The organism is Aliarcobacter vitoriensis, assembly GCF_003316695.1.
Taxonomy (GTDB): Bacteria; Campylobacterota; Campylobacteria; order Campylobacterales; family Arcobacteraceae; genus Aliarcobacter; species Aliarcobacter vitoriensis.
Window position 1 is genome coordinate 150,863 of sequence record NZ_PDKB01000003.1, and the last position, 25,817, is coordinate 176,679.

A 25,817-nucleotide genomic window follows, 5' to 3' on the forward strand; every position below is an offset into this window, starting at 1 on the left:
AATAATTATAAGTTCGATATAATTAAAATTCTAAATTTAACACAAGGTATATAGTTTATGGCAATAGTAATAAATCGTTTATGTAAAATTTTTGGAGCAATGATAAAGGGTTTATCTTATATTATATATTTTATTTTTCCAAAACTTAGATTTACAATTCCAAAAATAAGTAAAGCTAAAAAATTATCAAAAAACAAATCTTTAATACCTAAAATAATATGGCAAACAAACTATTCAAATGTTGTTACTCTACCTGTTTACATAAATTATTTGTTTAATAGATTAATGTCTTTAGATTGGGAATATAGATATGTAAGTACAGAAGATAGATTGGAATATTTAAGAAGCAATGCTCCTAATAATTATATAGAAGCTTTTGAACAATTAACAGATGGTGCTGCACAAGCTGATTTTTGGAGATTATTTGTTTTAAATAATTTAGGAGGGGTATATATGGATATTGATGCACATGTTGTTTTACCTCTATCGACTTTGATAAAACCTGATGATAAAGAACTTTTTATAAAATCAAAACTTAGATATAACAACTATTTTTTAGCAACGGCACCAAATAATAAACATTTTTCTAAAACGCTTGATTTGATTGTTGATAATATTGAAAATAAAAGAATTGATGATGGAGTTTATAGTTTAACTGGTCCTATGGCTTTAAATAATGCTATTGGTGATGAAAATATTAATTATAAATTATATAAATATGTTTGTATTCAAGGAAGCTTTACAAATGAATATTTTCAATATATGGATAAACCACGAGGTAAATGGACTCATGTAAAAAAAGAAGATTTATTAAAGAAAATCATTTAATCTTCATTGGATTAAATTATAAGGGAATATAAATTGGATAATAAAAAAAATTTATTTATTATAAATTCGCCTTTAGAATTTATAAATGCACGTGAAGCTATATATTTATTTAATCTTAAAAATATTATTTTTCTTGTAATATATAATAGAAGTACAAATAATATAACTCAACTTAATGAACAACTAAAAGATGTAAATTATGGTGAAATAATTCAATTTTATCCATCTAGAAGAAGTAGCTTTTTTGAATATATAAAATTAATAAAGCAATTAAAAAAGTATAGCTATGAAAAAGTTTTCACAGGAGACCTTAATGATTCAAACTTTAGAATTATTATTGCTAATTTGGTGAAAGAAAAATTATTTTTATTAGATGAAGGAACCTCTACAATTGAAGAATATGAAAAAAAAATAAAAACTAATAAATTAAATAGATATAAGATTAAAGAATTTAGATATCTATTATCTGGTTTGAGATTAAAACTTAATGATGATATTAACTTTTTTACATATTATGATTTTGAACCTTTGTTTGGTGGAGAAGTCATTAGAAATAAAATGAAATATATTAGAAAAGACTTTAAAAGAAATCATAACGATTATAGTGAAATAGTATTTTTTTTAGGGCAACCAGAATTTATATTTGCTGATAGCATCGAAATAAATTTAATTATCAAAAAAATTATACAAAAATATAAAGACAAAAAAATATTATATATTCCACATAGAGAAGAAAAATATAAACATAGTATAAAAAATATTGATAAAAATATTGAGATTCTAGATCTAAATAAGCCAATAGAAAAATATTTTTTAGATAATGGAATATATCCTAAACATGTTATCTCTTATTTGTCTACAGCACTAACTACAACAAAAATACTATTTCCTGAGTGTTTGGTTGAATATGTTAAAATTAAAAATCCTTATAATAAGTCAGATATAAATAATTTTGAAATTATATATACTTACTTTGAAAAAGATAATATTTTAGAATTTAAGTAAAAGAGGAGAATATGTTAATTTTGTATATTTTATTAATTATAATGTTTTTGATAGCTTTTATGTTAATTAAAACTAGAGATAAAATATATGGATATAATCAAAAAAAAGATTATTGCTATGATTTTAAAAACCCAAAATATTTTGATTTATCAAGTCCAATAGATTTAAAAGAATATACTAATAATCAAACACTTATATTAAAATTAGAGATTAAATCAACATTCTTTTCAAAGCTATTTGCTCCTTATGTAAACATTTATTCTCAAGAAAAAACTGAAAAAACATTTTTTGAACATAGTGCAAAAGGAGTTAGATATATAGATATTAGCTCTTTCGTGGGGGGATATAAAATTATACTCTCTTCTAAAAATTGTAAGATTGTTTCAAATAAAGTTGAGATTTTTGATTTTGAAAATTTGGATATAAAAAATAAAAAAGTCTTAATAATATCACCACATGCAGATGATGCTGAAATAGCATCTTTTGGTCTTTATAGTGATGCAAAAGAGAGTTTAATTGTGACTGTAACTGCTGGAGAAACAGTTTCAAATGATTATGTATTAGCTGACAATAATAGAGACAAATCAAGACTTAAAGGAAAACTAAGAGTTCATGATGCCTTAACTATTGGAATGCTTGGTAATGTTTCTTATGAAAATAGTATAGCTTTAGGATACTTTAATGAAACAATAAAAAATATGTATAAAAATCAGGATAATATAATATCTTCAAAAACATCTGAAATATCTGATATAAATTATTTTAGAATGGTGAATCATTCTAAAATTCAAACAAATCCTCTAGCTAGTTCAAAATGGGACTCTTTAGTGAGTGATTTTGTCCATATTATAAACTCTACAAAAATAGATTTTATTGTAACTTTACATCCACAAATAGATTCAAATACAGATCATCAATATATAACTTTAGCTTTACTTGAAGCTATGGAAGAGTTAGCTTGTAAGGATATAAAATTATTAACCTCTACAAATCATTTAACTCAAAATGAGATTTATCCTTATGGTGATATTTTCTCAACACAAGCTTTAGTTCCAAGATTTGATACCACTTTTATTTTTAAAGATATATATTCTCATCAATTATCAAAAAAGAAACAAATATATAAATTTTATGCTTTGGAAAGTATGCATGACTTAAGAGAACCTTTGATTCATATAGGATTTATAAGAGTTTTTAGAGCAGCACTCAAATCTTTAAGAAGATTTATAAATGGCAAGGAAAAAAGTTATTATAGAAGAAGTGTTAGGACAAATGAGATTTTTTATGTAACAGATTATAAAGAGTTAAAAAAAGCTTATAAGGATATAAAATGAAAAAAAATGTAGCTATATTTTGTCCTAGTGGTAATTTTGGTGGGATGGAAATTGATAGTATAAAATTAGCTAAAAAATTAAGTCCATATTGTAATATAGTTTTGGTTACCAAAAAAGGTGGATTTCTTGAACAAAATTTTGATAAATACTTTTTAAAAAACAATGATGTTAAACTTGAAAGTTTAGCTTTTAAAAGTTTTTCAATAATTAATACCATACTGGGAACAAAAATAATACTTAAAAAATATAATATACAAAATATATTATATTTTGGTACAAGTAAATTAAGAGTTGTATACTTTTCTATTTTAGGAACAAATATAAATTTGATATGCAGACATGGAACAACTAGAACAAGAAGGAAAAAAGGATTTTTTAATAAATTGGTTTATTCTAGAGTTGATTACCATATTTCTATCTCTAATCACTTATTAGACAATATAAAACAAATTTTTCCTTTTGGAAAACATACAATGTCTTTTTTAATATATCCATCTATAGAACCTATGAATATTGAACGACAAAATAGCATGAAACTAACTCTTTTACATACAGGTAGAATAGCAAAAGGTAAAGGACAAATAGATGCTATAAAAGCTTGCGAAGTTTTAACACAGAATAATATAGATTTTGAACTTATTTTAGTTGGTGGATATGAAGAGGGGTATGAAGAAGAGTTTACAAATTTTTATAATACTATAGAATATAAAGAAAAAGTTAAGCTGATTGGATTTACAGATGAAGTTGATATGTATTTAAAAAAAGCAGATATATTTTTATTTCCTAGTTATGGAGAAGGATTTGGAAATTCATTTTTAGAGGCTTTAAATGCTGAGCTTAAATGTATTTCATATAAGAATACAATTTTCCCAGAATTGAGAAATTTAGGTTTGGATTTTGTAGTTGTAGGAAATAAGAGTGTTGATAAATTAAAAGAAGAACTTCTAAAAGTTGCCAAAAATGAGGTTTTTTTTGATTTGAAAAAGAATAAAGAGATTATAGAAACTATATTTTCACAAGATAGCGAAATAAAAAAATATTTGGAGATTTTAAAATGATTGTATTCTTTAAAGATACAAAAATTGAACCAATTAAATTATATATATTTATATATATATTGGTTTTTCCATTAGATTTAACTAATTGGATGATGAGTGTTTTAAGCATAGTTCTTTTTATTTGGTGGTTAATTATAGGAAAACAAGAAAAATATTTTATAAAATTAAAAGATCTTTTCTCAAATATACCATTGGTATTATTTATATTATTTATTTTTTATGCTTATTTATCTTTACTTTGGTCTGATGATTGGAGTCGTGGATTAAGAGAGTTGAAACATTATAAATATTATTGGATTATGATTCCAGTATTGCTTACTGTCTTAGATAAAAAAGATATTAAATGTTCATTTTATGCACTTATATTTAGTTTTGGTATATATGCAGTTTATTCTCTTTGTATTTTTTTAGGATTATTTCAAATAAGAGATTCTGATCACTTAAATCCTAAAGGACATATAGCTTATTCAGTAGTTACAGCTTACTTTGCATTAAGTACTATATTAGGTTTTTATTTCTATTTAAAAGAAGATAATAAAAATATAAAATATCTTCTTCTCTTTGTCTCTATTATCTCATTTTTTGCATTGATAGTAAATAATGGAAGAGTTGGACAAGTTAGTTTTATTTGTACAATATTTATATTAATAATTTATTATAGACAATATTTATACCAATATAAAAAGTTATTTATATCTTTAAGTTTAGTAATTTTTTTAGGTATATCTTTTCTGTATAATACTAATAAACTAGATAGATATATAAAAGGATTTAATGAATTAGTATATTCATATGAAAATAAAGAATTTATAGGAAGTTGGGGACCTAGATTGTTTATGTGGTATGTTGCAGCTGAAAATATTCCAAAAAATTTGATATTTGGAGCAGGTGTTGGTGATTATTATCAAGATATAAGAAATTATGTAAAAGAAAATCCAAATCAGCTAAAACATCCTATGATAGGCTATCACAATCAACATTTAGATTACTTAACAAAATTTGGAATTTTTGGATATATACTTTTCCTATCTGGAATCGTTATTTTATTAAGAGAGCTATATTTAAATGATAAAGAAATTTTTCCAATAGCACTTATATTCTTTTCAATAGTATTTATTAATAGTATGGGAAATGAAAATTTAACTGGAAAACCATTTAATACAACCTATGCGCTAGTGTTTATATTACTTTCCATAGCAATTATGAAAAATAAGAAAGGTGATGTTAAATTAAATTAGTATTAAATTGTTTTTTAGATAAAATTGGTACTATTTTTTAAAGGAAAGTGTTTTTGTCAAAATATAAATTAGAGATAAATGAAGAGTTTATGATTGTTAAAAGTTTTTTAGAAAATATTAAAAGTTTTTTTTCAAATAGTCAAAATAGCATTCACAAAGCACGAAATGAAATAAAAGTCATAAATTATAAAAATAGTGATTTAGTTGTAAAATCTTTTAAAATTCCAAATTTTATAAATAGATTTATATATACATTTTTTAAAAGTTCAAAAGCAAAGAAATCTTATGAGTATGCTTTAAAAATATCAGAATTTACACCAAAACCAGTAGGTTTTATAGAGTTCTATAAAAATTTTCTATTAAAAGACAGCTATTTTGTGAGTGAAAAATTTGATTATGATTTCACTATTCGTGAACCACTTTTAGACAAAGATTTTTTTCAAAAAGATGATATTATAAAAGCATTTGCAAAATTTACTTACTCTTTACACGAAGCTCAAATTTTTCATCTTGATTTTAGTCCAGGGAATATTTTGATTAAAAAGGTTGATGGTAATTTTATATTTAAAATTGTAGATATAAATCGTATGAAATTTTTAGATTTAGATATAGATTTAAGAATGAAAAACTTTGCAAAACTTTGGGCAAAAGATGAAGATTTGGAAATTATCATAAAAGAGTATGCAAAGATTTCAAGTCAAAATGAAAAAGAGTTGATTGAAAAAGCTTTAAATCTTTCACATAAACATAAAGCAAAAATAAATTTAAAAAAAAGATTAAGAGGGCAAAAAGTTGTTGATTAGTGTTATGTACCATCATGTAAATAGTGATAGATGTTCAAACGATTTAACTATTTTTGAAGAGCATCTAAAATACATAAAAAAGCATTTTACTACTATTTTCCCAAATGAAAAAGTAGGAAAAAACTCTATATGTTTAACTTTTGATGATGCTTATGCTGATTTTTATTTTTTGATTTTTCCATTATTAAAAAAGTATAACTTAAAAGCACTTTTGGCAATTCCTTCAAGATATATTTTAGATGATACAGATGAAAAAGCTGAAGCTAGAATGAATTTTGAGCATAATGATTTGTTTCTTAACTACCAAAAAGCTACATTTTGTACATATAAAGAGCTTAAAGAGATGAGAGATAGTGGTTTAGTGATTTTTGGCTCACATTCACATTCTCATATAAATTTATTAGAAAAAGATGTTGATATTGATTTGGAATTAAGATTTTCTAAAGAGATTTTAGAAGAGAAATTGGGTACAAAAATAGATAGTTTTGTCTTTCCTTTTGGGAAATATAATCAAGATATTTTAAAAGAAGCTCAAAAATACTATAAATATAATTTTAGAATAGGAAATGCTATTCACAAAGATTTTAGCGGTATAAATGGAGCTATTTATAGAGTTGATGGAGATGGTTTAAAAAGTCCTAATGAAATATTTAAATTTGGTAAAATCACAAAATATAGATTTAAAGGTTTAGTTAAAAAGTTGGGTAAAAAATGAATATTAGTGTTGTGGTACTAGCTAAAAACAATGAAAAAACAATAGATAAAACTTTAAAAAGTTTAGTGGGATTTGATGATGTTGTAGTTTATGACAATGGCTCAACTGATAAAACTATGCAAATAGCAAAGAGTTTTTCAAATGTAAATTTAGTTCAAGGTGAGTTTAAAGGCTTTGGTTGGACAAAAAACCAAGCTTCAAGTTTTGCTAAAAATGATTGGATTTTAGTTATTGATAGTGATGAAGTTGTTGATAGTGAACTTTTAGGTGAATTAAAAAATAAAGTTTTAGATGAGAAAATTGTATATAAATTAAATTTCAAAGCTTTTTATAAAGATATCCAAGTTAAATATTGTGGATGGAATAACCAAAAAATAAAACGATTGTACAATAAAACAATAACTTCGTATAACTCAAATGATGTTCACGAAGATATTATAATTGATGGATTAAAAATAGAAGAATTAAAAGGAAATGTAGAGCATTATAGTTATCACACAATTAGCGAATTTATAATAAAAGCTGATAGATATTCAACACTTTTTGCTCAAAATAATATGGGTAAAAAATCTTCAAGCCCTACAAAAGCTTTTTTTAATGGGATGTATTCATTTATAAGAACATATATTTTTAAACAAGGCTTTAGAGATGGTTATGTTGGACTTATCATCTCATATTCACATATGGTTACAAATTTTTATAAATATATAAAACTTTATGAATTAAACAAAGAGAATAAAAGATGAATTTACTTATAACAAGACATGATAAAATAGGTGATTTTGTGGTAACTTTGCCACTTTTTAAGGCTATAAAAGAACAATACCCTGATGTTAAAATAACAGCACTTGTATCAAAAGTAAATTATAAATTTGCAAAAGATATTTATTTTATAGATGATGTTATTTTGTACAATACAAATGATTTAGATAAAACTTTAGAAGATATAAAAGGTAAAAATTTTGATGCGAGTATTAGTGCATATATTGATACAAAATTAGGGAAAATTCTATATAAAAGTGGAATAAAAAAGAGAGTTTCTCCAGCAACAAAATTAGCCCAATTTTTTTTTAATAAAAAAGTAATTCAAAGAAGAAGTAAAGCTAAAAAAACAGAGTGGCAATATAATCTTGATTTAGCAAAAAAGCTATTTCCTGATATAAAATTAGATTTTACTCAGCCACTTTTAAATATCAAAGAAAAAAAAGAAAAAAGAGTTATTTTTCATGCAGGTTCAGGTGGAAGTACTGATGGAAATTTAAAAATTGATGATTATATAAATTTAGCTAGAAGTATCAAGGATAGCGGTTTTGAAATAGTTTTTAGTTTTGGACCTGATGATGAAAAGATTAAAGAATATATTGAAACAAATGTTGATTTTAAAGCTTTGATTTATGAATCAAAAGTAACATTGTTTGATTTTGCAAGATATATTGCAACAAGTTATTTATTTGTTAGCACTTCAACAGGACCTATGCATCTAGCAGGTGCAACAAATTCAAAAACACTATCTTTCTTTGGAAATAGTTTATTTGCGAGTAGTAAAAGATGGGCAACTGTAAGTGAAGAAAAAAATCAAAATAATTTTATGATAAATAAAGATTATACAAAAGATGATTATTTGGAAATTGAGACTAAATTGAAAGAGATATTGATTTATGAATAAAAAACTTATTTTAACTAAAGATTATTTTATAGCAAAAGGAGGAGAAAGGGATTGTTATAGTAATCCTTTAGATTTTACAAAGGTTATAAAAGTTTTACATACATATAATAATGAAAACAACAGGAACCAAAATGATTTAGATTATAGATATTTTAAGTTTTTAGAAAAACTGAAAGTTCCTTTTTCACATATTTCAAAGACTTATGGATATGTAGATACAAATTTAGGAAAAGGTTTAGTTTTTGATAAAGTGTGTGATTATAATGGAAAAATTTCTATGACATTTTTAGATACTATTATTAAAGACAAATTTACTAAAGAACAAGAAGATTTATTAGTAGAGGATTTGAGAAATTATCTTTTTGAAAATAATGTTTTATTTATAGATATAGGTTTATATAATATTCTATGTTGTGAGTATGAAAAATGTAAATATAAATTAGTAATAATTGATGGTTTAGGAGGAAGAAGAACTGGAGTTAAATTTTGGTTATACTTAAATTCAACATCATTCACAAAATATAAAATAAAAAAAAGTTGGAAAAGATTTTTAGCGGAAATATATAGAAAAAGAAAACAATATAATAAAAAGGTATAGATTTTTGGAGAAGATAGAATTAACAAAACATGATATTATTGCTAGAGGTGGAGAAAGAGATTGCTATATACACCCTTTAGACTCTACAAAAGTTATAAAAATTATGTATGAAACAAATGGCATTATGGCTTATAATGGAGCTAGAAATGATATAGAGTATAAGTATTTTAAATTTCTAGAAAAGTCAAATACTCCTTTTTCACATATTACAAAATGTTATGGTTTTGTTGAAACAAATGTAGGAAAAGGTTTAGTTTTTGATAAAGTATATGATTATAATGGGCAGACTTCTACTTCATTCTTAGATATTCTTATGCAGAAAAAACTAACTAAAAAAAAAGAAAATAACATGATATTAGAATTAAAAGAGTATATTTTTGAGAATAATATATTATTTATTGATTATGGATTAGATAATATTCTATGTTGTCAATATGAAAAAGATAACTATAAACTAATTATAATTGATGGACTTGGTTCTAAAAGAAATGGCTTTAAACTTTGGTTATATTTAAATTCAAAGATTTATACAAAATATAAAATTATCACACAATGGAAAAAATTATTAAGACTTATTGAACGAGTTAAAATTGAAAGATAAGTATATTTTAATTTGGGATAATTTCTCAGATCAGCCACATATTATAAAAGACAAGCTATATAAAACATTTATTAGAAAAAAATATAAAAATGATTTTTTTAAAATGATTTTTACATCTTTATTTATTTTACCAATATCTATATTATTTATGAAATTTTTTAAAGGAAGAGTTGAAACTTCAAATAAATATTTTATAGGTCTTGGAGTTAATTTAGATAAAAATGATGGACGAAACATTCAGCAAGATTTAGTTGAAGAACTGGGAGTTGAAAATCTTATCATTCGACTTCCACTTTGGGATATACAAAATATTGATTCTTATGTAAGTTTTGCTAAAAGTTTCAATAAAAATAGTAAAAAAAATATTTTATTAAATATTATGCAAGATAGAAATAATATAGAAAATGGTGAACTTTTAAAACAGAATTTAGAGCTTATTTTTACAAAATTTACTGATATTTCAGATGAATTTCAAATAGGAACTACGATAAATAGGCTAAAATGGGGCTTTTTTAGTGTAAAAGAGTATATGGATTTTTATAAAGTTGCACAAGATTTAAAAGAGCAAAAATTCCCAAATATAAAATTACTTGGACCATCAGTTATAGATTTTGAATACTACTACAATATAAGAGCGATGTTTAATCTAAAAAAAATACAATATGATATAACTTCGGCTTTACTATATGTTGATAGACGAGGAAGTCCTAAAAACACTCAATATGGTATTTTTGATTTAAAAAATAAGATTGATTTACTTTTTTCACTTGTAAAACTAAGCCCAAAAACTGTTAGTAATGAGATATATATAACAGAAACAAATTATCCTATAAAAAATACAGCTCCATATGCTCCAACAAGCGAAAAAGAGTGTGTTTCAAATGAAGAGTACACAAAATATATGCTAGAGTATTTTGAAATAGCAAAAAAAAGTAAAAAAATAAAACGAGTTTACTGGCATCAATTAATTGCTCCTGGATATGGTTTAGTTGATAATAGAGATGGAAAAATAGTAAAATATCCACAATTTTATGCTTTTAAAGAGTTATTGAAAGAGAAATAATGAAAATATTTATAGAAATTCCATCTTGGTTGGGAGATGCTATTATGGCAACTCCGGCCATACAAAATATTATTAAAACCTATCCACAAGCTAAAATTACAATTTTAGGCTCATTTGTATCAACTCAAGCTTTTGTTGGATATCCAAATATTGAAAAAGTAATAGTTGATGATACAAAAAAAGAAAAAAATAGATATAAAGCTCTCATTTCCTTAGCAAAAAGTATAGGGAAAGTTGATTTAGCAATATCTTTTAGAAGAAGTTTTTCTTCTAAATTCATGATGTTTTTTATAAAATCTAAGAAAAAATTCAATTATAAACGACTTACAAAAAAAGAGATACATTTATGTATAAGATACAATGATTTTGTAAATAAAGTTTTAGATTTACAAAATAAAGTAGGGGATTTAAAACTATATTTTGAAGCTTTTAAATACAATAAGCCAACTTTAGGAATAAATCCTGGTGCTACTTATGGGAGTGCAAAAAGATGGTATCCAGAAGAGTTTGCAAAAGTTGCTATAAATCTTGCTTTCAAATATGATATTGTGATTTTTGGAGGACCAACTGAAACTGATATTGCAAAAGATATAGAAAATGAACTTATAAAACAAGGTATTTCAAATTATCAAAATTTAGCAGGAAAAACTACAATTTCTGAACTTATTGAGAAAATTGCAGGATTAAGCCTATTTATCACAAATGATAGTGGACCTATGCACGTTGCAGCGGCTTATAAAGTAAAAACTGTTGCTATTTTTGGACCTACAAAATTCACTGAAACAAATCAATGGAATAATCCAAAAGGAATAATTGTTACAAAAAATTTGGATTGTGCACCTTGTATGAAAAGAGTATGTCCATTAAAGCATCATAATTGTATGAAAGAAATAAAAGCAAATGATGTTTTAAAAAGTTTGAGTAATTTTGAATAAAAAAAAAGCTAAATAATATTACTCATTTAGCCTCTCATAAGAATAGGATTAAGAATATTAATCTATCTTGATTACAATTTAATTACAATATCATACTCAACTCAATTCATTATCTATGATTTGACAAATTGTATGTTCAAAAAGTAGATGCATCTCTTGAATTCTTGGAGTGTCATTTGATGGAACAACAAGATTTATATCACAAAGTTCATTCATCTTCCCACCATCTCTACCTGTTAATCCAATAGTTTTACAACCTAACTCTCGTGCTACTTTTAAAGCATTTATAACATTTGTAGAGTTTCCAGAAGTTGATATTCCTATTAGTAAATCACCTTTATTCGCTAGTGCTTCAACTTGTCTATCAAAGACTCTATCATATCCGTAGTCATTTCCAATAGCAGTTAATGCACTTGTATCAGTTGTAAGAGCAATCCCTGGAAGTCCACGCCGCTCTGTTTTATATCGTCCAGTTAATTCAGCTGCAAAGTGTTGAGCATCTGCTGCACTTCCACCATTTCCACAAATTAATATTTTATTTCCAGCTTTTAAAGTCTCAACTGCAATTTTTGAAGCTTCTAAAAGTGGTTCTTCCATACTTCCTACAACTTTTGCTATTGTCTCTTGGTGTGATAAAAATTCTTTAATTATTGCATTTTGCATTTTTCTCTATCCTTTTTATTGTATTTGTTGTACTTTTCCCATCCACAAACTTTACTAATTTTAATTCATTTGCTATATCTTGACCAACTACCTCTTTCCCTTCATAATCTCCACCTTTTACTAAAGTATGAGGTTTGATTAATTTTATAAGTTCATAAGGTGTTTCTTCTTCAAAAATAACCACATAATCTACACTTTCAAGGGAAGCTAAAATATATGCTCTATCATCTTGAGTGTTTATTGGTCTTGTTTCACCTTTTAATTTTCGTACACTACTATCAGCATTTAATCCCAATATTAAAACATCTCCATAGCTTTTTGCTTCTTCTAAATATTTTACATGTCCAACATGAAGAATATCAAAACAACCATTTGTAAATACTATTTTTTTACCTTGATTGTGAAGTTTTGAAGCTAGAGTTCTTATTTCGTCAAATGTTTTGATATGTGAATTTGAGTTTGATTTATGTAAACTATATTCATATTCATAAATTTCATCAAGTGTTGCAGTTGCACTTCCAATTTTTCCTACAACAACTCCTGCTGCTAGGTTTGCAAAACTTACAGATTCTTTTATATTTAAACCATTCCCCAAAGCAAAAGCAATAGAAGCGATTACAGTATCACCTGCACCAGTTACATCATAAACTTCTCTTGCAACTGTTGGTTTTATGGTAAGTTGTTCATCAAAAATAGCAATTCCTTGCTCACTCAAAGTTATAAGTGAAACTTTTAAATTGCATTTTTCTTTTAATATTTTAGAAGCTTCAATCAATGATTCTTCATCTTTTATTTCTATATTTGTGGCTTCTTGTGCTTCTTTTTTATTTGGAGTAAGTGTATATGCACCTTTATATTTACTATAATCTTTTCCTTTTGGATCAACCAAAACTTTTACACTATTTTCATTGGCAATTTTTATGATGCTTTGAGTTAAATCGGTAGTTAAAACACCTTTTCCATAATCAGAAAGTATGATTGAACTATATTTTTTTATATTTTTTTCAAGATTTGAGATGATTGTTTTATGACTATTTTCATTTATATCATCAATACTTTCCATATCATATCTTAAAACTTGTTGTTGAGAAGCTATTAGTCGGCTTTTTTTAGATGTCTTTCTATCTTTTTCAACTATCAAATTTGAAGTTTCAACTTCTATAATTTTAAGTAAATTTTTTAGTTCATCTGCAACAACATCATCACCAATAACACTTATAACATCAACATTTGATCCTAAGGTTACAAGGTTATTTATTACATTTCCAGCACCCCCTAAAACTGAACTCTCTTTTTTGACATTTACAACTTGAACTGGTGCTTCAGGTGAAATTCTATCGCAAGAACCCCACAGATAATGATCTATCATCAAATCACCAATTACTAAAATATTTGGTTTTTTATCCAATTTATTCATTTTATTTCTTCTTTAAATAATCTTTGAATTTCAGGTATATAGGCTTTTATTCCATCTTCCATTGAATATTGTGGTTTATAATCTAAAAATTTTTTTGTAGTTTCAATATTTGCTTCTGTAAAAAATTGATATGAACCTATAAATGGATTTGGAATATACTCTTTTCCATTGTCTATTTCTAAATTCTCTTGTAAAATATTTACAATATCTTCAAAACTTCTAGCATTTCCAGTTCCTACATTATAAACTCCAGATTTTTTAGGTTTACAAGCTTTTATATTTGCTTGAATAATATCTTCAATATATACAAAATCTCTCAATATCTTATCACTTCCTTCAAATAATTTTGGTGTAAGACCTTTTAGTATTTGATGTCCAAATTGAACTACCATAGATGCTGTTTTATTTTTAAAAAACTCTTTTGGACCATAAACATTAAAATATTTTAAACCTACAATACTTATTGGCAAATCTTTTTTTAAATATTCATAAGTGATATTATCCATCATAACTTTTGAAAATCCATAAACATTATTTGGTTTTTCAAATCCAACCTCAAATCTATCACTATCTCCATAAGTTGCAGCACTCGAAGCATAAATCATATTTGCTTTGTGTTTTATAGCAATTTGTAGTAAATCTTCATAGGCATTTACATTTGTTTTTATCATAATATCTTGTTCTAGTGCAGTTGTATCAGAAATAGCAGCTTGATGGAAAATATAGTCAAATTTATAATCTTTTTCTAAAATTTTTAAAAGATTTTTATCATTTATATCTCCACTTATTACTATTCCATGAAAACCTAAGAGATTTTTAAAATGACCAAAACTTTTTAAATTTCCATTTGAAAAAGTTTCTCCACTTCTAAAACAATCTAAAACTACAACTTTTGCATCAGGATAATTTTTTTGAAAATAAAAAGCTAAATTAGAGCCTATAAATCCAGCTCCACCAGTGATTAAAATCGTTTTTTTATTAAAGTTTATATTGTTATACTTCATTTTCTCTCACTTTTGTATTAAATTTATTGTTTCAAATAATGATTTTGCTACTAAAAAATCTTCACTATTTTTGTCTTCTTTTGAACTTATTAAAATTCTATTTTTTATTTTAGCATTTTTTCCACATTCTATATCGCTTATTTTATCTCCAACAAGCCAAGAATTATTTAAGTCTATATCGAAATCGTTTAAAGATTGTAAAATCATACCAATATTTGGTTTTCTACACTCACAATTTTGTTCTGGAGAGTGAGGACAAAAATATACTTTTAAAATATCAATATGGTTCTTTCTAAACTCATTTTCCATATATTGCGTAAGTTTTATAAAATCCTCTTTTGAATAATAATCACGTCCAATTCCAGATTGATTTGTAACAATTATTATTTCATAACCTAAATTTATAAAATGTTTACAAGCTTCAAAAACGCCATCTATAAACTCAAATTTTTCTATTTCATAAACATATCCAAAATCTTTGTTTATAACTCCATCTCTATCAAGATAAACTATTTTTTTTTGCATTGAATTTATAAAAATCCTTATTTTGAAATTATTAAATAATAACATAAAGCACTTTTAACTATAATTATTGTCTAAATTTTATATGATGAAAGTTTTAAATGAGTAAAAAAACAGTATATTTTAAATCAACAAATTTATTAATTGAAGAGATAAAAAAACAAAATAATATTGAAATTTTAAAAGAACCAAATTCTTTAATAAAATTATTTAAAAAACAGACTTTCCCTGATATATATTTTCATAGTGGAATTTTAGATGAAAAAGCTATGAAATATATAAAAAATTCTAAAATTACTATTTCTAACTCTTTTAGTGTTAAAAATTTAATTATTCAAAAAAGTAAATTATCTTCAGAAAAAATAGAAGTAATATACCCATCAATAAATATTGACTATAAAAACATAGATGAATTAAAAGAAAAATATATTGAAAAATTCGATTTTTTTCCAACTACAAAATTGATATTTTTTACAGCAAAAAATTTTAAAACAAGTGGAATTAAAGAGTTTTTAGAAATTTGTTCAAGTATTACATACCCAGATTTTAGAGTGATTATTGCTGGAAGTAAACAACAAATTGCAAACTTGAATTTTTCACTTACAAAATATTCAAAACTTAAAGATAAACTAATTTTGCTTGAAGATTATAAAAATATTGATGAACTTTTTTTGATATCTGATATATTTATATTACCTACTCAAAATAAAACATTTGCTACAAATATTTTAAAAGCTATGTTTTGTGAATGTGTTGTTTTTTTACCCATAAACAATGATGCAAAAGAGATAATAGATGTTTATGCTTCAATGGAAAGAGTAAATGACCCTAGTACAGCTTTTAAGATAGATGCAGTTTTGTATGATGATAGAGAGTTGAACAAAATAAAAATAGAAAATAAAGAAAAAGCAATGGAGTGTATTCTGGAAAATAATTTAAATAAGTTTAATCAAATTTTATCACAGATTTAAGATTAACTCAAGAAAATTTAGGTACAATGCGACAATATTTTTCACTAAAAAAAGAAGGAAAACAAAATGTCAAGAAGATGTGCAATTTCAGGAAAAGGACCAATGGTTGGGAACAACGTTAGTCACGCAAAAAATAGAACAAAAAGAAGATTTTTACCAAATATCAGAACAGTTAGAGTTACATTAGAAGATGGAACTACAACTAAATTAAAAATCTCTGCAAAAGAGTTAAGAACTCTTAAAAAACACTCATAATAAAGCACCAAGAGTGCTTTCGTGAGCATTTCTAATGCTATAAGAAAATCTTTGGGTTGGGAACTCAAAAGTTCTAAACCTCAATATGATTTAGACCCGCTAATCTATTCAAAACTAAAACCTTTAAGATTACCATTAATTTTTATTCAATTACTTATGATGATTGGTACTTTATGGTATGTGTATTTTGAAAATTATACTATAATGCATGGCATTTTTCAGTCTGCATATACACTTACAAATACAGGATTTGGTGCTCTAAAAGAGTCTGAATTTCAAGAAGAGACTATTTTATTTACTACATTTTTAATGTATGCAGGATTTGCGACTACTATGTTCGCCGTTGGTATTGTTATAGATGTTTTTATGAATGGTAATTTAAGAGAATTATTAAGGGAGAGAAGAATGCTTTTTAAAATAGCAAGATTAAGAAAACACTTTGTTTTATGTTATCATAATGAGTATACAGCTCAAGTTGCAAAACAGTTTAGAGAAAATCATATCCCTTTTGTAGTTGTTGATAATAGTGATAATATAGAAGAAATAGCAAGAGAAAATAACTATCCATATTTTATAAAAGAAGAACCGTATAAAGAAGATGCTTTTTTGAAATCACATTTAAGTTCAGCAAAAGGTGTTATATCTTTGTCAAAAAATATTTCTGATAACATTACTCTTATAGCTTCAGCTAGACTTTATGAAAAAGAGTTAGGACGAAGTCCATTTTTGATAATTTCAAATGCTGAAACACAAAATGAGAAATTAAGATTAAAAAAATTAGGAGCTGATAAAGTAGTGGCAACTCCATCTCTTATGGCAAAAAGAGTTAGTGCTATGGCAATAAGTCCTGATATGGAAAATATTTTGGATGAATTTTTATATAAAAAAGATAGTCCTGTAACTATGGAAGATGTTATTATAAATGATAATGCTTGGATAGTTGGAAAAGAATTAAAAGAATTAAATTTAAGAGATAATTTAAAAATTTCAGTTATAGGAATAACTCAAAATGGAGTTTTTATACAATTACCAAAAGGTGACAAAATAATAGAAAAAAGCTCAAATTTGTTAATTGTCGGCTCTCAAAAGGGTATTTTAAGAGCTAGAAGAGTTTTAAATTTAATAAATGAACCAAAGGAATTTTAAATGTTTACAATTTTACCGATTAAAGGATTTTTTGATCAAATTGATGGATTTTATTGTGATGGAATTCATGCTGGATTAAAACCAAATGGAAATAATGATTTAGGATTTATATATACAGATGAACCTTGTACTGTTGCAGCGATTTTTACTGAGAATAAATTTCAAGCTGCACCATTAAAACACTTTTTACAATATGGAGAAGATTTTAAAACAAATTTTGTTTTAATAAACTCAAAAAATGCAAATGCATTAACTGGAAGAAAAGGTATAGAAGATATAAATAACCTCTTTTCTCAATTAGACTTTTCTTCTTTTAAGTTGGTAAATCCAGTTATGAGTAGTACAGGAGTTATAGGAAATAGATTACCTATTGAGAAATTAGTTTCTGGAGCTAAAAAGTTTGATTTAAATTCTAAAAATGCAGAGAATTTAAGTAAAGCCATTATGACAACAGATGCATATCCTAAAACTTGTATGTATGAAGTAAAGCTTGAAAATGGTAAATCCTTTAAAATTGGAGCAGTTGCAAAAGGTGCTGGTATGATAAATCCAAATTTAGCAACAATGCTTTGTTTTATTTGTACAGATGCAAATGCTCCATTTAATGATATAAAAGAAGCTTTACATACAAATGCTCATACAACTTTCAATGCTATTTCAGTAGATGGTGATACTTCTACAAATGATACTGTAATGGTTTTAGCAAATGGAAAATCAAATGCTTATGATAAAGAGGCTTTCAAAGAAGTTTTAAGACTTGTTATGCATGATATGGCAATGTTAATGGTAGCTGATGGTGAAGGTGCTAAAAAAGTTGCTGCTTTTGAAGTAATAAATGCAAAAAATGATGAACAAGCCCAAACGGCAGCAAAAGCTTTATCAAACTCTTTATTGGTGAAAACTGCACTTTTTGGTGAAGACCCAAATTTTGGAAGAATTGCTTCAACTATTGGAGCTTCACAAATTGATTGTGATGATGAAAAACTTGTGATTTCATACAATGATGTAGTAGTATTCAATAAAGGTGAAATTTGTTTTGATGAAGAAACTGAAGCTAAAGCTTTTGCAGTATTGAAAAAAGATAGATATAAAATTATTTGTGATATTGGCTTGGGCAATGGTAAATTTACAGCTTATGGTTGTGATTTAGGTTACAAATATGTAGAGATAAATGCAGATTATAGAAGTTAATTTTAAGAACAATTTTATTATAATCCAAAAAATCAAATTTAACAAGGATAGATAATGCTTCACGAACACAGAGATGCAATAGCTGAATTAAGACAAAAAGATGCACATTTTGTTAGAGTTTTTGATAAACATAACGATTTAGATCACGAAATCACTAATTTAGAGAATTCTCATGCAGATCAATTTACAATTGAGACTAAAAAGAAAGAAAAATTAAAACTAAAAGATGAAATTTATTCTATGATAGTTAAATATAAAGCAGAGAAATAATTTTTATTTTTCTTGTTTATAAAAAGGGTTAGAAGCATTGCTTCTAACCCTTTTTTTATATTTAATACTATTAAACTCATACTTAAGTATATTTTGGATAAAATCGATGTAATTTTTATTATAAAGGCCTTTAAAAATGGAAAACCTTTTTGAAAATCAAGATATTATAAATGTGAATATCGAAGATTCTGTAAAAGCTTCATATCTAGACTATTCTATGAGTGTTATCATAGGACGAGCGTTACCTGATGCAAAAGATGGATTAAAGCCAGTTCATAGAAGAATTCTTTATGCAATGCATGATTTAAATGTTACAAGCAAAGCTGCATATAAAAAATCAGCAAGAATTGTAGGAGATGTAATTGGAAAGTATCATCCACATGGAGATACATCTGTTTATGATGCACTTGTTAGAATGGCTCAAAGTTTTTCTATGAGAGCACCATTAGTTGATGGTCAAGGGAACTTTGGTTCTGTTGATGGAGACAATGCTGCTGCTATGAGATATACAGAAGCTAGAATGACAAGAATAGCTGAAGAAGTATTAAGGGATTTGGATAAAGACACAGTTAATTTTGTACCAAATTATGATGATACTATGAAAGAACCATCAGTATTACCTACAAGAGTTCCAACTTTACTTTTAAATGGTAGTGAAGGAATTGCTGTTGGTATGGCTACAAAGATCCCACCACATAATTTGGGTGAGTTACTTGATGCGATTTTACACTTGATTGATAATCCAAGTTCAGAAGCAAATGATTTAATGGAGTTTATTCAAGGTCCAGATTTTCCAACAGGTGGAACAATTTTTGGAAGACGAGGAATAATAGATGCTTACAATACTGGTCGAGGACGTGTAAGAATTAGAGCAAAACACCATATTGAAACTAGAGCAAAAAAAGAGATAATAGTTATTGATGAACTTCCATATCAAGTAAATAAAGCAAGGCTTATTGAACTTATTGCAAATTTAGCAAAAGATAAGCAAATAGATGGAATCTCTGAAGTTAGAGATGAATCTGATAGAGAAGGTATAAGAGTTGTAATTGAACTTAAAAAAGATGCAATGGCTGAGATAGTATTGAATAATCTTTACAAATCAACTCCAATGGAGACAACTTTTGGGATTATTTTACTTGCTGTTTATAATAAAGAACCAAAAGTATTTACTCTTCCAGAGATTTTAAATATCTTCTTGTCTCACAGAAAAACTGTTATTATTAGAAGAACAATATTTGACTTAGAAAAAGCAAAAGCAAGAGCTCATATTTTAGAAGGTCTAAAAATTGCAGTTGATAATATTGACGAAGTTGTAAAAATAATAAGATCAAGTTCAAATGATGCAGATGCAAAAGAGAAACTTGAAATAAGATTTGATTTAAGCCATATTCAATCTCAAGCTATTTTAGATATGAGATTAGGAAGATTAACAGGACTTCAAAGAGATAAATTAGAAGCTGAATATCAAGAACTAATGATCTTAATAGCTGAATTAGAATCAATTTTAAGAAGTGAAGATAAATTAAACGAAATTATAAGAGAAGAATTAACTGAAATTAAAGAAAAATTCTCAACACCAAGAAGAACAGAAATAGAAGACTCTTATGATGAAATAGATATTGAAGATTTAATTCCAAATGAACCAATGGTTGTAACAATTACGCACAATGGTTATGTGAAAAGAGTACCTATAAAATCTTATGAGAAACAAAAAAGAGGTGGAAAAGGAAAAGTTGCAGTTACAACTCACGATGATGATTTTATTGAAAGATTTTTCGTAAGTAATACTCATGATACATTGATGTTTGTTACAAATATGGGACAACTATATTGGTTAAAAGTTTATAGAATTCCAGAAGGAAGTAGAACAGCAAAAGGTAAAGCAGTTGTAAACTTAATCAATTTAAGACCTGATGAAAAAATTATGGAAATAATACCAACTCCAGATTTTGATGAAAGTAAATCTTTAGTATTCTTTACAAGAAATGGAGTTATAAAAAGAACATCATTAAATGAATTTAGTAATATAAGAAGTAATGGTGTAAGAGCTATTGTTTTAGATGATGCAGATGAAATAGTAACAGCAAAAATTGCAGACACTCAAACTCAATATATTATGATATTTACTAGTCTTGGACAATGTATAAGATTTGAACTTGAAAAAACAAGAGATCAAGGAAGAAGTACAAGAGGAGTAAGAGGTATTAAGTTTAAAATTGATACAGATTTTGTTGTTGATGCTGATGTTATAGACAATGAAGAACAAGAGATTTTAACAGTTTCAGAAAAAGGTATTGGAAAGAGAACAACAGTTGAAGAATATAGACTAACAAATAGAGCAGGTTCAGGTGTTATATCTATGAAATTATCTACAAAAACTGGAAATGTTGTTGGAGAAGTTTTAGTTGATGATACTCAAGATTTGATGCTTTTAACTTCAATTGGTAAGATGATTAGAGTTGATATGAATACAATTCGAAAAGCTGGTAGAAATACAAGTGGAGTTATAATTGTAAACGTTGATAAAGATGATAAAGTTGTATCTATTGCAAAATGTCCAAAAGAAGATGAAGAGATAGAACTGGATGAGAATGGTAATGTTATTAGATATAACGAGGATGGTGAGATTATAGAATCAGATAGTAGTGATGATATAACAAGTTTATTAGATGTAAATAATGATAAAAATGAGGATGAATAGAAAATGAGAAAATTTAATGTTGCAGTAGTTGGAGCAACTGGAGCAGTTGGTGAAGAATTATTTAGAGTTTTAGAGGAGTTGAATTTTCCTATAAATAAATTAGTACCATTAGCAAGTTCTAGAAGTGCTGGAAGTAAAGTTGAATTTAAAAACAAAGAAATCACAGTTTTAGAATTAACGGAAAGTGTTTTTGAAGAACAAGAAATTGAAATTGCATTTTTTAGTGCTGGTGGTTCAGTTTCAGAAAAATTTGCAAAATTTGCAGTTGAGGCTGGTGCGGTTGTAATTGATAATACAAGCCACTTTAGAATGGATCCAAGAGTTCCTTTAGTTGTTCCAGAAGTTAACCCAGAAGATATTAGATTATGGAGAGAAAGTGGAATTATTGCAAATCCAAATTGTTCTACAATTCAAATGGTTCAAAGTTTAAAGCCACTTGATGATTTATATGGTATCAAAAGAGTTGATGTATCAACTTATCAAGCTGTTTCTGGTGCTGGAAAATCCGGTATGGAAGAACTAGTTAAACAAATGCAAGATTTTTTTGCATTCAGATTAGATGAAACAGAAATTAAAGCATTTGCTCACCAGATTGCTCTAAACGTAATTCCACAAATTGATGTTGCAATGGATAATGGTTTTACAAAAGAAGAGATGAAAATGGTAAATGAGACTCAAAAAATTATGCATAAAAACTTTCAAGTTGCTGCAACTTGTGTAAGAGTTCCAGTTTTAAGATCTCATAGTGAATCTTTAACTGTTACATTTAACGATGGAGTTGATGTTGATATTAGTGAAGTTCGAAATGCTTTAGAAAATTTTGAAAATGTTAAGGTAATAGATGATTTAGCAAATAAAAAGTATCCAATGCCAATAATTTCAACAGATACAGATTTTACTTATGTTGGAAGAATTAGAAAAGATGTTTACTCATCAAATATTGTTCATTATTTCAATGTTGCAGATCAAGTAAGAGTAGGAGCTGCAACAAATGCAGTAAGAATTGGTTTAAAATGGATAGAATTAGAAAGCGATATGTAAATGCTGAAAAAAATTGTCGAAAATGGTTTATGGAAGAGTAGATTTATTGTAATCTTAGCTGTTATATTTAGTTTTATGGGTTCAGTAATTCTCTTTTTCGTTGCAAGTTTTGATGTTTTTAGTGTAGCAAAATTTGTTCTTAGTACTCTTTTAACAGGGGAACACCCTGAACATTTTCATGAAGATATAGTTGCAGGAGTAATTGCAGCTATTGATTTATATTTAATTGCTGTTGTTCTTTTGATATTTTCGTTTGGAATTTATGAACTATTTATATCTAAAATAGAAGCTGCTTGTACTCAAGATGATTGTAGTTCAGTTTTAAATATAAGTTCACTGGATCAATTAAAAGATAAAATTGCAAAAGTTATAATTATGGTCTTAGTTGTAAACTATTTTGAAAGAGTTTTACATACAGATTATAAAACACCGTTAGAGCTACTATATTTTGCATTAGCAATTGTAGCATTATCAATTGGGCTTTACTTTACAGGTAAAGTTGGAAAAAAATAAAGGGAAGAATATGTCTAAAATTTTTGTTGATGCCTGTTTTAGAAAAGCAACGCCATATACACCAGTTTGGATGATGAGACAAGCAGGAAGATATTTAAAAGAGTATATGGAAGTTAGAGCAAAAGCTGGTAATTTTTTAAATCTTTGCCATAATCCACAATTAGCTGCTGAAGTTACAATTCAGCCACTTGATATTGTAGGGGTTGATGCGGCTATTTTATTTAGTGATATTTTAGTAATTCCAAATGAAATGGGAATGCACTTAGATTTTATAAAAGGTGAAGGACCAATATTTAAAGATCCTATTAAAAATGAAGCTGATTTAGATAAATTAATTGAAGGTGAAGAAGCAGCTTTAAAATTAACTTATGTGTATGAGACTATAAAACTTTTAAAACAACAATTACCAGAAGATAAAGCACTGATTGGATTTACAGGAGCTCCTTGGACATTGGCTACTTATATGATAGAAGGACAAGGAACTAAAACTTATAATTTATGTAAAAAAATTATGTATTCAAATCCTAAATTATTACATAAAATATTAAGAAAATTAACAGATGTAATTAAATTATATTTAGAAAAACAAATTCTTGCAGGTGCTGATGTTGTTCAAATTTTCGATTCATGGGCAGCTGCAATAGAACCTGGTCGTTATGACGAATTTTCATGGAAATATATGGTTGAAATAGCTGAGTATATAAAAGAAAAATATCCGCATATACCAGTTATTATGTTCCCAAAGGGAGTACCTTCTTTTATTGAAAGAGGATTAGTTTACGGAAAATTTGATGTATTTGGTGTAGATTGGGGGACTCCAATGGCTCTTGCGAAAGAAAAATTAGGTAGTAAATATGTACTTCAAGGAAATATGGAACCTTGTAGATTGTACTCGCAATCTGAGACTACAAAATGTGTTGAAGCAATACAAAGTATTATGCAAGGGGAAGGACATATTTTCAATTTAGGACATGGTATTTTGCCTGATGTACCAGTAGAAAATGCTATTCACTTTGTAAAAGAATGCAAAAGAGTTAGTAAAAAATAGTATAAATGTCTTACTCAAACTCTATTATTTTTGGACCAATTCCTTCAAGAAGATTTGGAATCTCTTTGGGAATTGACCTATCTCCTTCTAAAAAACAGTGTAATTTTGATTGTTTATATTGTGAACTTGAACCAGCAAAAACTATCAATAAAATGGATATTTATCCAAGAGTTGAAGATATTGTTTCTGAAGTTAAAAATAGTTTGATAAAACATCCAAAAATTGACGTTATTACAATTACTTGTAATGGTGAACCAACTTTATATCCAAAATTAAATGAATTAATTGATGAATTAAATAAAATAAAGGGTTCAATTAAAACTTTAATACTTTCAAATGGAAGTACAATTTATAAAAAAGATATTTTTGAAGCTTTATTAAAGATTGATACTGTTAAATTATCTTTAGATTGTATAAGCAATAAATGTTTTAAAAAACTTGATAGACAAGATAATAGTGTTGAAATAGATAAAATTGTTCCATCTATGATAGAATTTTCTAAAAGAACAAAGAATAATTTTGTAATTGAGATTTTATTTGTAAAAGATTTGAATGATAAAGATGAAGAAATTGAACTTTTATATAAGGCTATTAAAAATATAAATCCAAATAGAGTAGATATTGGAACCATTGATCGCCCACCAGCATATAAGGTTATACCAGTTGATTTTGAATTCTTACAAAAAGTTGCAAATAGATTTTGTGATATAAATGTTAATATAGTTTATAAAAATAGACCAAAACAAATAGAAAGATATTCAAAAGAAGATATTGTTTCTACATTAAAAAGACGACCTTTAACATTTGAAGATATAGAAAATATGTTTGATGAAGAATCAAAAAATATTTTAAAAACTTTAGTAAATGATGATATTATAAGTATTGTAGGTAGTAGTGGAGTTCAATTCTATAAGAAATTTTGAAATTTATCTAAAAACCCCTTGACAAAGACAGAAAAAGCGATTATAATTCCCGTCCAATTTGACCAGAGATGGTTAAAATAATCCGGCATAGCTCAGCGGTAGAGTAGATGACTGTTAATCATTTGGTCCCTGGTTCGATCCCAGGTGCCGGAGCCATTTTAAGATTTAGTAAAATCTAAGATCTTTAAAGTTTGATAGGTTTAGAGAGGGTAATCTTTGTAAACCGAATATATATGTTAAAAGAAAAAATTTGTACAAGTAGTAATATTTAACCTAGAGATGGGGATAGATATTATTTAAAATAC

At 26.1% G+C, this 25,817-nt stretch carries 27 protein-coding genes and 1 tRNA gene; 24 read left to right on the forward strand and 4 right to left on the reverse strand.

Translation table 11 applies throughout. The features are described 5' to 3' along the window. Window positions 1–57 precede the first annotated feature (57 nt). Genes CRU91_RS02675 through waaF form a run of 13 tightly spaced genes read left to right on the forward strand, consistent with a single transcriptional unit; the run spans window position 58 to window position 11,844 of the window. Window positions 58–828 (forward strand): glycosyltransferase family 32 protein, encoded by a 771-nt coding sequence (locus CRU91_RS02675; RefSeq protein WP_113893133.1) that lies wholly within the window; start codon window positions 58–60, stop codon window positions 826–828. A gap of 33 nt (window positions 829–861) precedes the next feature. Continuing rightward, the gene (locus CRU91_RS02680; protein WP_113893135.1) at window positions 862–1,833 is read left to right on the forward strand and encodes a hypothetical protein; all 972 of its coding nucleotides are present in this window, start codon (window positions 862–864) and stop codon (window positions 1,831–1,833) included. A gap of 11 nt (window positions 1,834–1,844) precedes the next feature. Further along, entirely contained in the window at window positions 1,845–3,167 is a 1,323-nt protein-coding gene (locus CRU91_RS02685; RefSeq protein WP_113893137.1) for a PIG-L family deacetylase, read from the forward strand. Next, entirely contained in the window at window positions 3,164–4,225 is a 1,062-nt protein-coding gene (locus tag CRU91_RS02690) for a glycosyltransferase (protein WP_235826926.1), read from the forward strand. The genes CRU91_RS02685 and CRU91_RS02690 overlap by 4 nt, the downstream gene beginning before the upstream one ends. Further along, window positions 4,222–5,463, forward strand: a complete 1,242-nt coding sequence (locus CRU91_RS02695; protein WP_113893139.1) for an O-antigen ligase family protein — start codon at window positions 4,222–4,224, stop codon at window positions 5,461–5,463. Before CRU91_RS02690 ends, CRU91_RS02695 begins: the two co-directional genes overlap by 4 nt. Before the next feature lie 47 nt (window positions 5,464–5,510). Continuing rightward, the gene (locus tag CRU91_RS02700) at window positions 5,511–6,266 is read left to right on the forward strand and encodes a hypothetical protein (protein ID WP_235826927.1); all 756 of its coding nucleotides are present in this window, start codon (window positions 5,511–5,513) and stop codon (window positions 6,264–6,266) included. Further along, window positions 6,256–6,981: a polysaccharide deacetylase family protein gene (locus tag CRU91_RS02705; protein ID WP_235826928.1), complete on the forward strand. Its 726-nt coding sequence runs from the start codon at window positions 6,256–6,258 to the stop codon at window positions 6,979–6,981. The genes CRU91_RS02700 and CRU91_RS02705 overlap by 11 nt, the downstream gene beginning before the upstream one ends. After that, window positions 6,978–7,727, forward strand: a complete 750-nt coding sequence (locus tag CRU91_RS02710) for a glycosyltransferase family 2 protein (protein ID WP_113893141.1) — start codon at window positions 6,978–6,980, stop codon at window positions 7,725–7,727. Before CRU91_RS02705 ends, CRU91_RS02710 begins: the two co-directional genes overlap by 4 nt. Continuing rightward, window positions 7,724–8,647, forward strand: a complete 924-nt coding sequence (locus CRU91_RS02715) for a glycosyltransferase family 9 protein (protein ID WP_113893143.1) — start codon at window positions 7,724–7,726, stop codon at window positions 8,645–8,647. The genes CRU91_RS02710 and CRU91_RS02715 overlap by 4 nt, the downstream gene beginning before the upstream one ends. Beyond that, on the forward strand, window positions 8,640–9,245 hold the full coding sequence (locus CRU91_RS02720; protein WP_113893145.1) for a YrbL family protein: 606 nt from the start codon (window positions 8,640–8,642) through the stop codon (window positions 9,243–9,245). Before CRU91_RS02715 ends, CRU91_RS02720 begins: the two co-directional genes overlap by 8 nt. A gap of 4 nt (window positions 9,246–9,249) precedes the next feature. Then, entirely contained in the window at window positions 9,250–9,846 is a 597-nt protein-coding gene (locus tag CRU91_RS02725; RefSeq protein ID WP_222718374.1) for a YrbL family protein, read from the forward strand. After that, entirely contained in the window at window positions 9,836–10,909 is a 1,074-nt protein-coding gene (locus CRU91_RS02730) for a hypothetical protein (RefSeq protein ID WP_235826929.1), read from the forward strand. Before CRU91_RS02725 ends, CRU91_RS02730 begins: the two co-directional genes overlap by 11 nt. Next, complete coding sequence (gene waaF, locus CRU91_RS02735) at window positions 10,909–11,844, forward strand: lipopolysaccharide heptosyltransferase II (protein ID WP_113893150.1); 936 nt, start codon at window positions 10,909–10,911, stop codon at window positions 11,842–11,844. The genes CRU91_RS02730 and waaF overlap by 1 nt, the downstream gene beginning before the upstream one ends. Before the next feature lie 96 nt (window positions 11,845–11,940). On the opposite strand, the gene gmhA is transcribed toward waaF, so the two are convergent. Genes gmhA through gmhB form a run of 4 tightly spaced genes read right to left on the reverse strand, consistent with a single transcriptional unit; the run spans window position 11,941 to window position 15,453 of the window. Then, window positions 11,941–12,507: a D-sedoheptulose 7-phosphate isomerase gene (gmhA, locus tag CRU91_RS02740; protein WP_113893152.1), complete on the reverse strand. Its 567-nt coding sequence runs from the start codon at window positions 12,505–12,507 to the stop codon at window positions 11,941–11,943. After that, the gene (gene rfaE1 / locus CRU91_RS02745; RefSeq protein WP_113893153.1) at window positions 12,488–13,924 is read right to left on the reverse strand and encodes a D-glycero-beta-D-manno-heptose-7-phosphate kinase; all 1,437 of its coding nucleotides are present in this window, start codon (window positions 13,922–13,924) and stop codon (window positions 12,488–12,490) included. Before rfaE1 ends, gmhA begins: the two co-directional genes overlap by 20 nt. Continuing rightward, window positions 13,921–14,928 (reverse strand): ADP-glyceromanno-heptose 6-epimerase, encoded by a 1,008-nt coding sequence (gene rfaD / locus CRU91_RS02750; RefSeq protein WP_113893155.1) that lies wholly within the window; start codon window positions 14,926–14,928, stop codon window positions 13,921–13,923. The genes rfaE1 and rfaD overlap by 4 nt, the downstream gene beginning before the upstream one ends. Before the next feature lie 6 nt (window positions 14,929–14,934). Then, entirely contained in the window at window positions 14,935–15,453 is a 519-nt protein-coding gene (gene gmhB, locus CRU91_RS02755; RefSeq protein ID WP_113893157.1) for a D-glycero-beta-D-manno-heptose 1,7-bisphosphate 7-phosphatase, read from the reverse strand. A 98-nt stretch (window positions 15,454–15,551) separates the two neighbouring features. Between gmhB and CRU91_RS02760 the strand changes: the two genes are divergently transcribed. From CRU91_RS02760 to CRU91_RS02810, 11 genes are all read left to right on the forward strand, one after another. Further along, a complete protein-coding gene (locus CRU91_RS02760) occupies window positions 15,552–16,421 on the forward strand; it encodes a glycosyltransferase (protein ID WP_113893159.1) in 870 nt (289 codons plus the stop codon). Between the two features lie 66 nt (window positions 16,422–16,487). Next, on the forward strand, window positions 16,488–16,676 hold the full coding sequence (gene rpmB, locus CRU91_RS02765) for a 50S ribosomal protein L28 (protein WP_026803831.1): 189 nt from the start codon (window positions 16,488–16,490) through the stop codon (window positions 16,674–16,676). 21 nt (window positions 16,677–16,697) lie between these two features. Then, the gene (locus CRU91_RS02770) at window positions 16,698–17,822 is read left to right on the forward strand and encodes a potassium channel family protein (RefSeq protein ID WP_113893161.1); all 1,125 of its coding nucleotides are present in this window, start codon (window positions 16,698–16,700) and stop codon (window positions 17,820–17,822) included. After that, on the forward strand, window positions 17,823–19,013 hold the full coding sequence (gene argJ, locus CRU91_RS02775; RefSeq protein WP_113893163.1) for a bifunctional glutamate N-acetyltransferase/amino-acid acetyltransferase ArgJ: 1,191 nt from the start codon (window positions 17,823–17,825) through the stop codon (window positions 19,011–19,013). 54 nt (window positions 19,014–19,067) lie between these two features. Continuing rightward, window positions 19,068–19,283 (forward strand): YdcH family protein, encoded by a 216-nt coding sequence (locus CRU91_RS02780; RefSeq protein ID WP_113893165.1) that lies wholly within the window; start codon window positions 19,068–19,070, stop codon window positions 19,281–19,283. Window positions 19,284–19,419: 136 nt separating this feature from the next. Next, window positions 19,420–21,987 carry a DNA gyrase subunit A gene (gene gyrA / locus CRU91_RS02785; RefSeq protein ID WP_113893167.1) on the forward strand — a complete coding sequence of 856 codons (2,568 nt, stop codon included), beginning with the start codon at window positions 19,420–19,422 and terminating at the stop codon, window positions 21,985–21,987. A gap of 3 nt (window positions 21,988–21,990) precedes the next feature. After that, entirely contained in the window at window positions 21,991–23,028 is a 1,038-nt protein-coding gene (locus CRU91_RS02790) for an aspartate-semialdehyde dehydrogenase (RefSeq protein WP_113893168.1), read from the forward strand. Next, window positions 23,029–23,541, forward strand: a complete 513-nt coding sequence (locus CRU91_RS02795) for a YqhA family protein (protein WP_222718375.1) — start codon at window positions 23,029–23,031, stop codon at window positions 23,539–23,541. It begins immediately after the preceding gene. Window positions 23,542–23,551: 10 nt separating this feature from the next. Beyond that, window positions 23,552–24,589 (forward strand): uroporphyrinogen decarboxylase, encoded by a 1,038-nt coding sequence (gene hemE, locus CRU91_RS02800; RefSeq protein ID WP_113893170.1) that lies wholly within the window; start codon window positions 23,552–23,554, stop codon window positions 24,587–24,589. Window positions 24,590–24,594: 5 nt separating this feature from the next. Beyond that, window positions 24,595–25,512, forward strand: coding sequence for a radical SAM protein (locus CRU91_RS02805; protein WP_113893172.1), 918 nt, complete (start codon window positions 24,595–24,597; stop codon window positions 25,510–25,512). Between the two features lie 81 nt (window positions 25,513–25,593). Further along, window positions 25,594–25,668: transfer RNA gene (locus CRU91_RS02810), tRNA-Asn, on the forward strand. Window positions 25,669–25,817 lie beyond the last annotated feature (149 nt).

Bases quoted from the DNA above. Each gene is read 5' to 3' on its own strand.
- CRU91_RS02675 (WP_113893133.1), top strand. From the start codon at position 58: ATGGCAATAGTAATAAATCGTTTATGTAAAATTTTTGGAGCAATGATA.
- CRU91_RS02685 (WP_113893137.1), top strand. From the start codon at position 1,845: ATGTTAATTTTGTATATTTTATTAATTATAATGTTTTTGATAGCTTTT.
- CRU91_RS02690 (WP_235826926.1), top strand. From the start codon at position 3,164: ATGAAAAAAAATGTAGCTATATTTTGTCCTAGTGGTAATTTTGGTGGG.
- CRU91_RS02695 (WP_113893139.1), top strand. From the start codon at position 4,222: ATGATTGTATTCTTTAAAGATACAAAAATTGAACCAATTAAATTATAT.
- CRU91_RS02710 (WP_113893141.1), top strand. From the start codon at position 6,978: ATGAATATTAGTGTTGTGGTACTAGCTAAAAACAATGAAAAAACAATA.
- CRU91_RS02715 (WP_113893143.1), top strand. From the start codon at position 7,724: ATGAATTTACTTATAACAAGACATGATAAAATAGGTGATTTTGTGGTA.
- CRU91_RS02720 (WP_113893145.1), top strand. From the start codon at position 8,640: ATGAATAAAAAACTTATTTTAACTAAAGATTATTTTATAGCAAAAGGA.
- waaF (WP_113893150.1), top strand. From the start codon at position 10,909: ATGAAAATATTTATAGAAATTCCATCTTGGTTGGGAGATGCTATTATG.
- gmhA (WP_113893152.1), bottom strand. From the start codon at position 12,507: ATGCAAAATGCAATAATTAAAGAATTTTTATCACACCAAGAGACAATA.
- rfaE1 (WP_113893153.1), bottom strand. From the start codon at position 13,924: ATGAATAAATTGGATAAAAAACCAAATATTTTAGTAATTGGTGATTTG.
- rfaD (WP_113893155.1), bottom strand. From the start codon at position 14,928: ATGAAGTATAACAATATAAACTTTAATAAAAAAACGATTTTAATCACT.
- gmhB (WP_113893157.1), bottom strand. From the start codon at position 15,453: ATGCAAAAAAAAATAGTTTATCTTGATAGAGATGGAGTTATAAACAAA.
- CRU91_RS02760 (WP_113893159.1), top strand. From the start codon at position 15,552: ATGAGTAAAAAAACAGTATATTTTAAATCAACAAATTTATTAATTGAA.
- rpmB (WP_026803831.1), top strand. From the start codon at position 16,488: ATGTCAAGAAGATGTGCAATTTCAGGAAAAGGACCAATGGTTGGGAAC.
- argJ (WP_113893163.1), top strand. From the start codon at position 17,823: ATGTTTACAATTTTACCGATTAAAGGATTTTTTGATCAAATTGATGGA.
- CRU91_RS02780 (WP_113893165.1), top strand. From the start codon at position 19,068: ATGCTTCACGAACACAGAGATGCAATAGCTGAATTAAGACAAAAAGAT.
- gyrA (WP_113893167.1), top strand. From the start codon at position 19,420: ATGGAAAACCTTTTTGAAAATCAAGATATTATAAATGTGAATATCGAA.
- CRU91_RS02790 (WP_113893168.1), top strand. From the start codon at position 21,991: ATGAGAAAATTTAATGTTGCAGTAGTTGGAGCAACTGGAGCAGTTGGT.
- CRU91_RS02795 (WP_222718375.1), top strand. From the start codon at position 23,029: ATGCTGAAAAAAATTGTCGAAAATGGTTTATGGAAGAGTAGATTTATT.
- hemE (WP_113893170.1), top strand. From the start codon at position 23,552: ATGTCTAAAATTTTTGTTGATGCCTGTTTTAGAAAAGCAACGCCATAT.
- CRU91_RS02805 (WP_113893172.1), top strand. From the start codon at position 24,595: ATGTCTTACTCAAACTCTATTATTTTTGGACCAATTCCTTCAAGAAGA.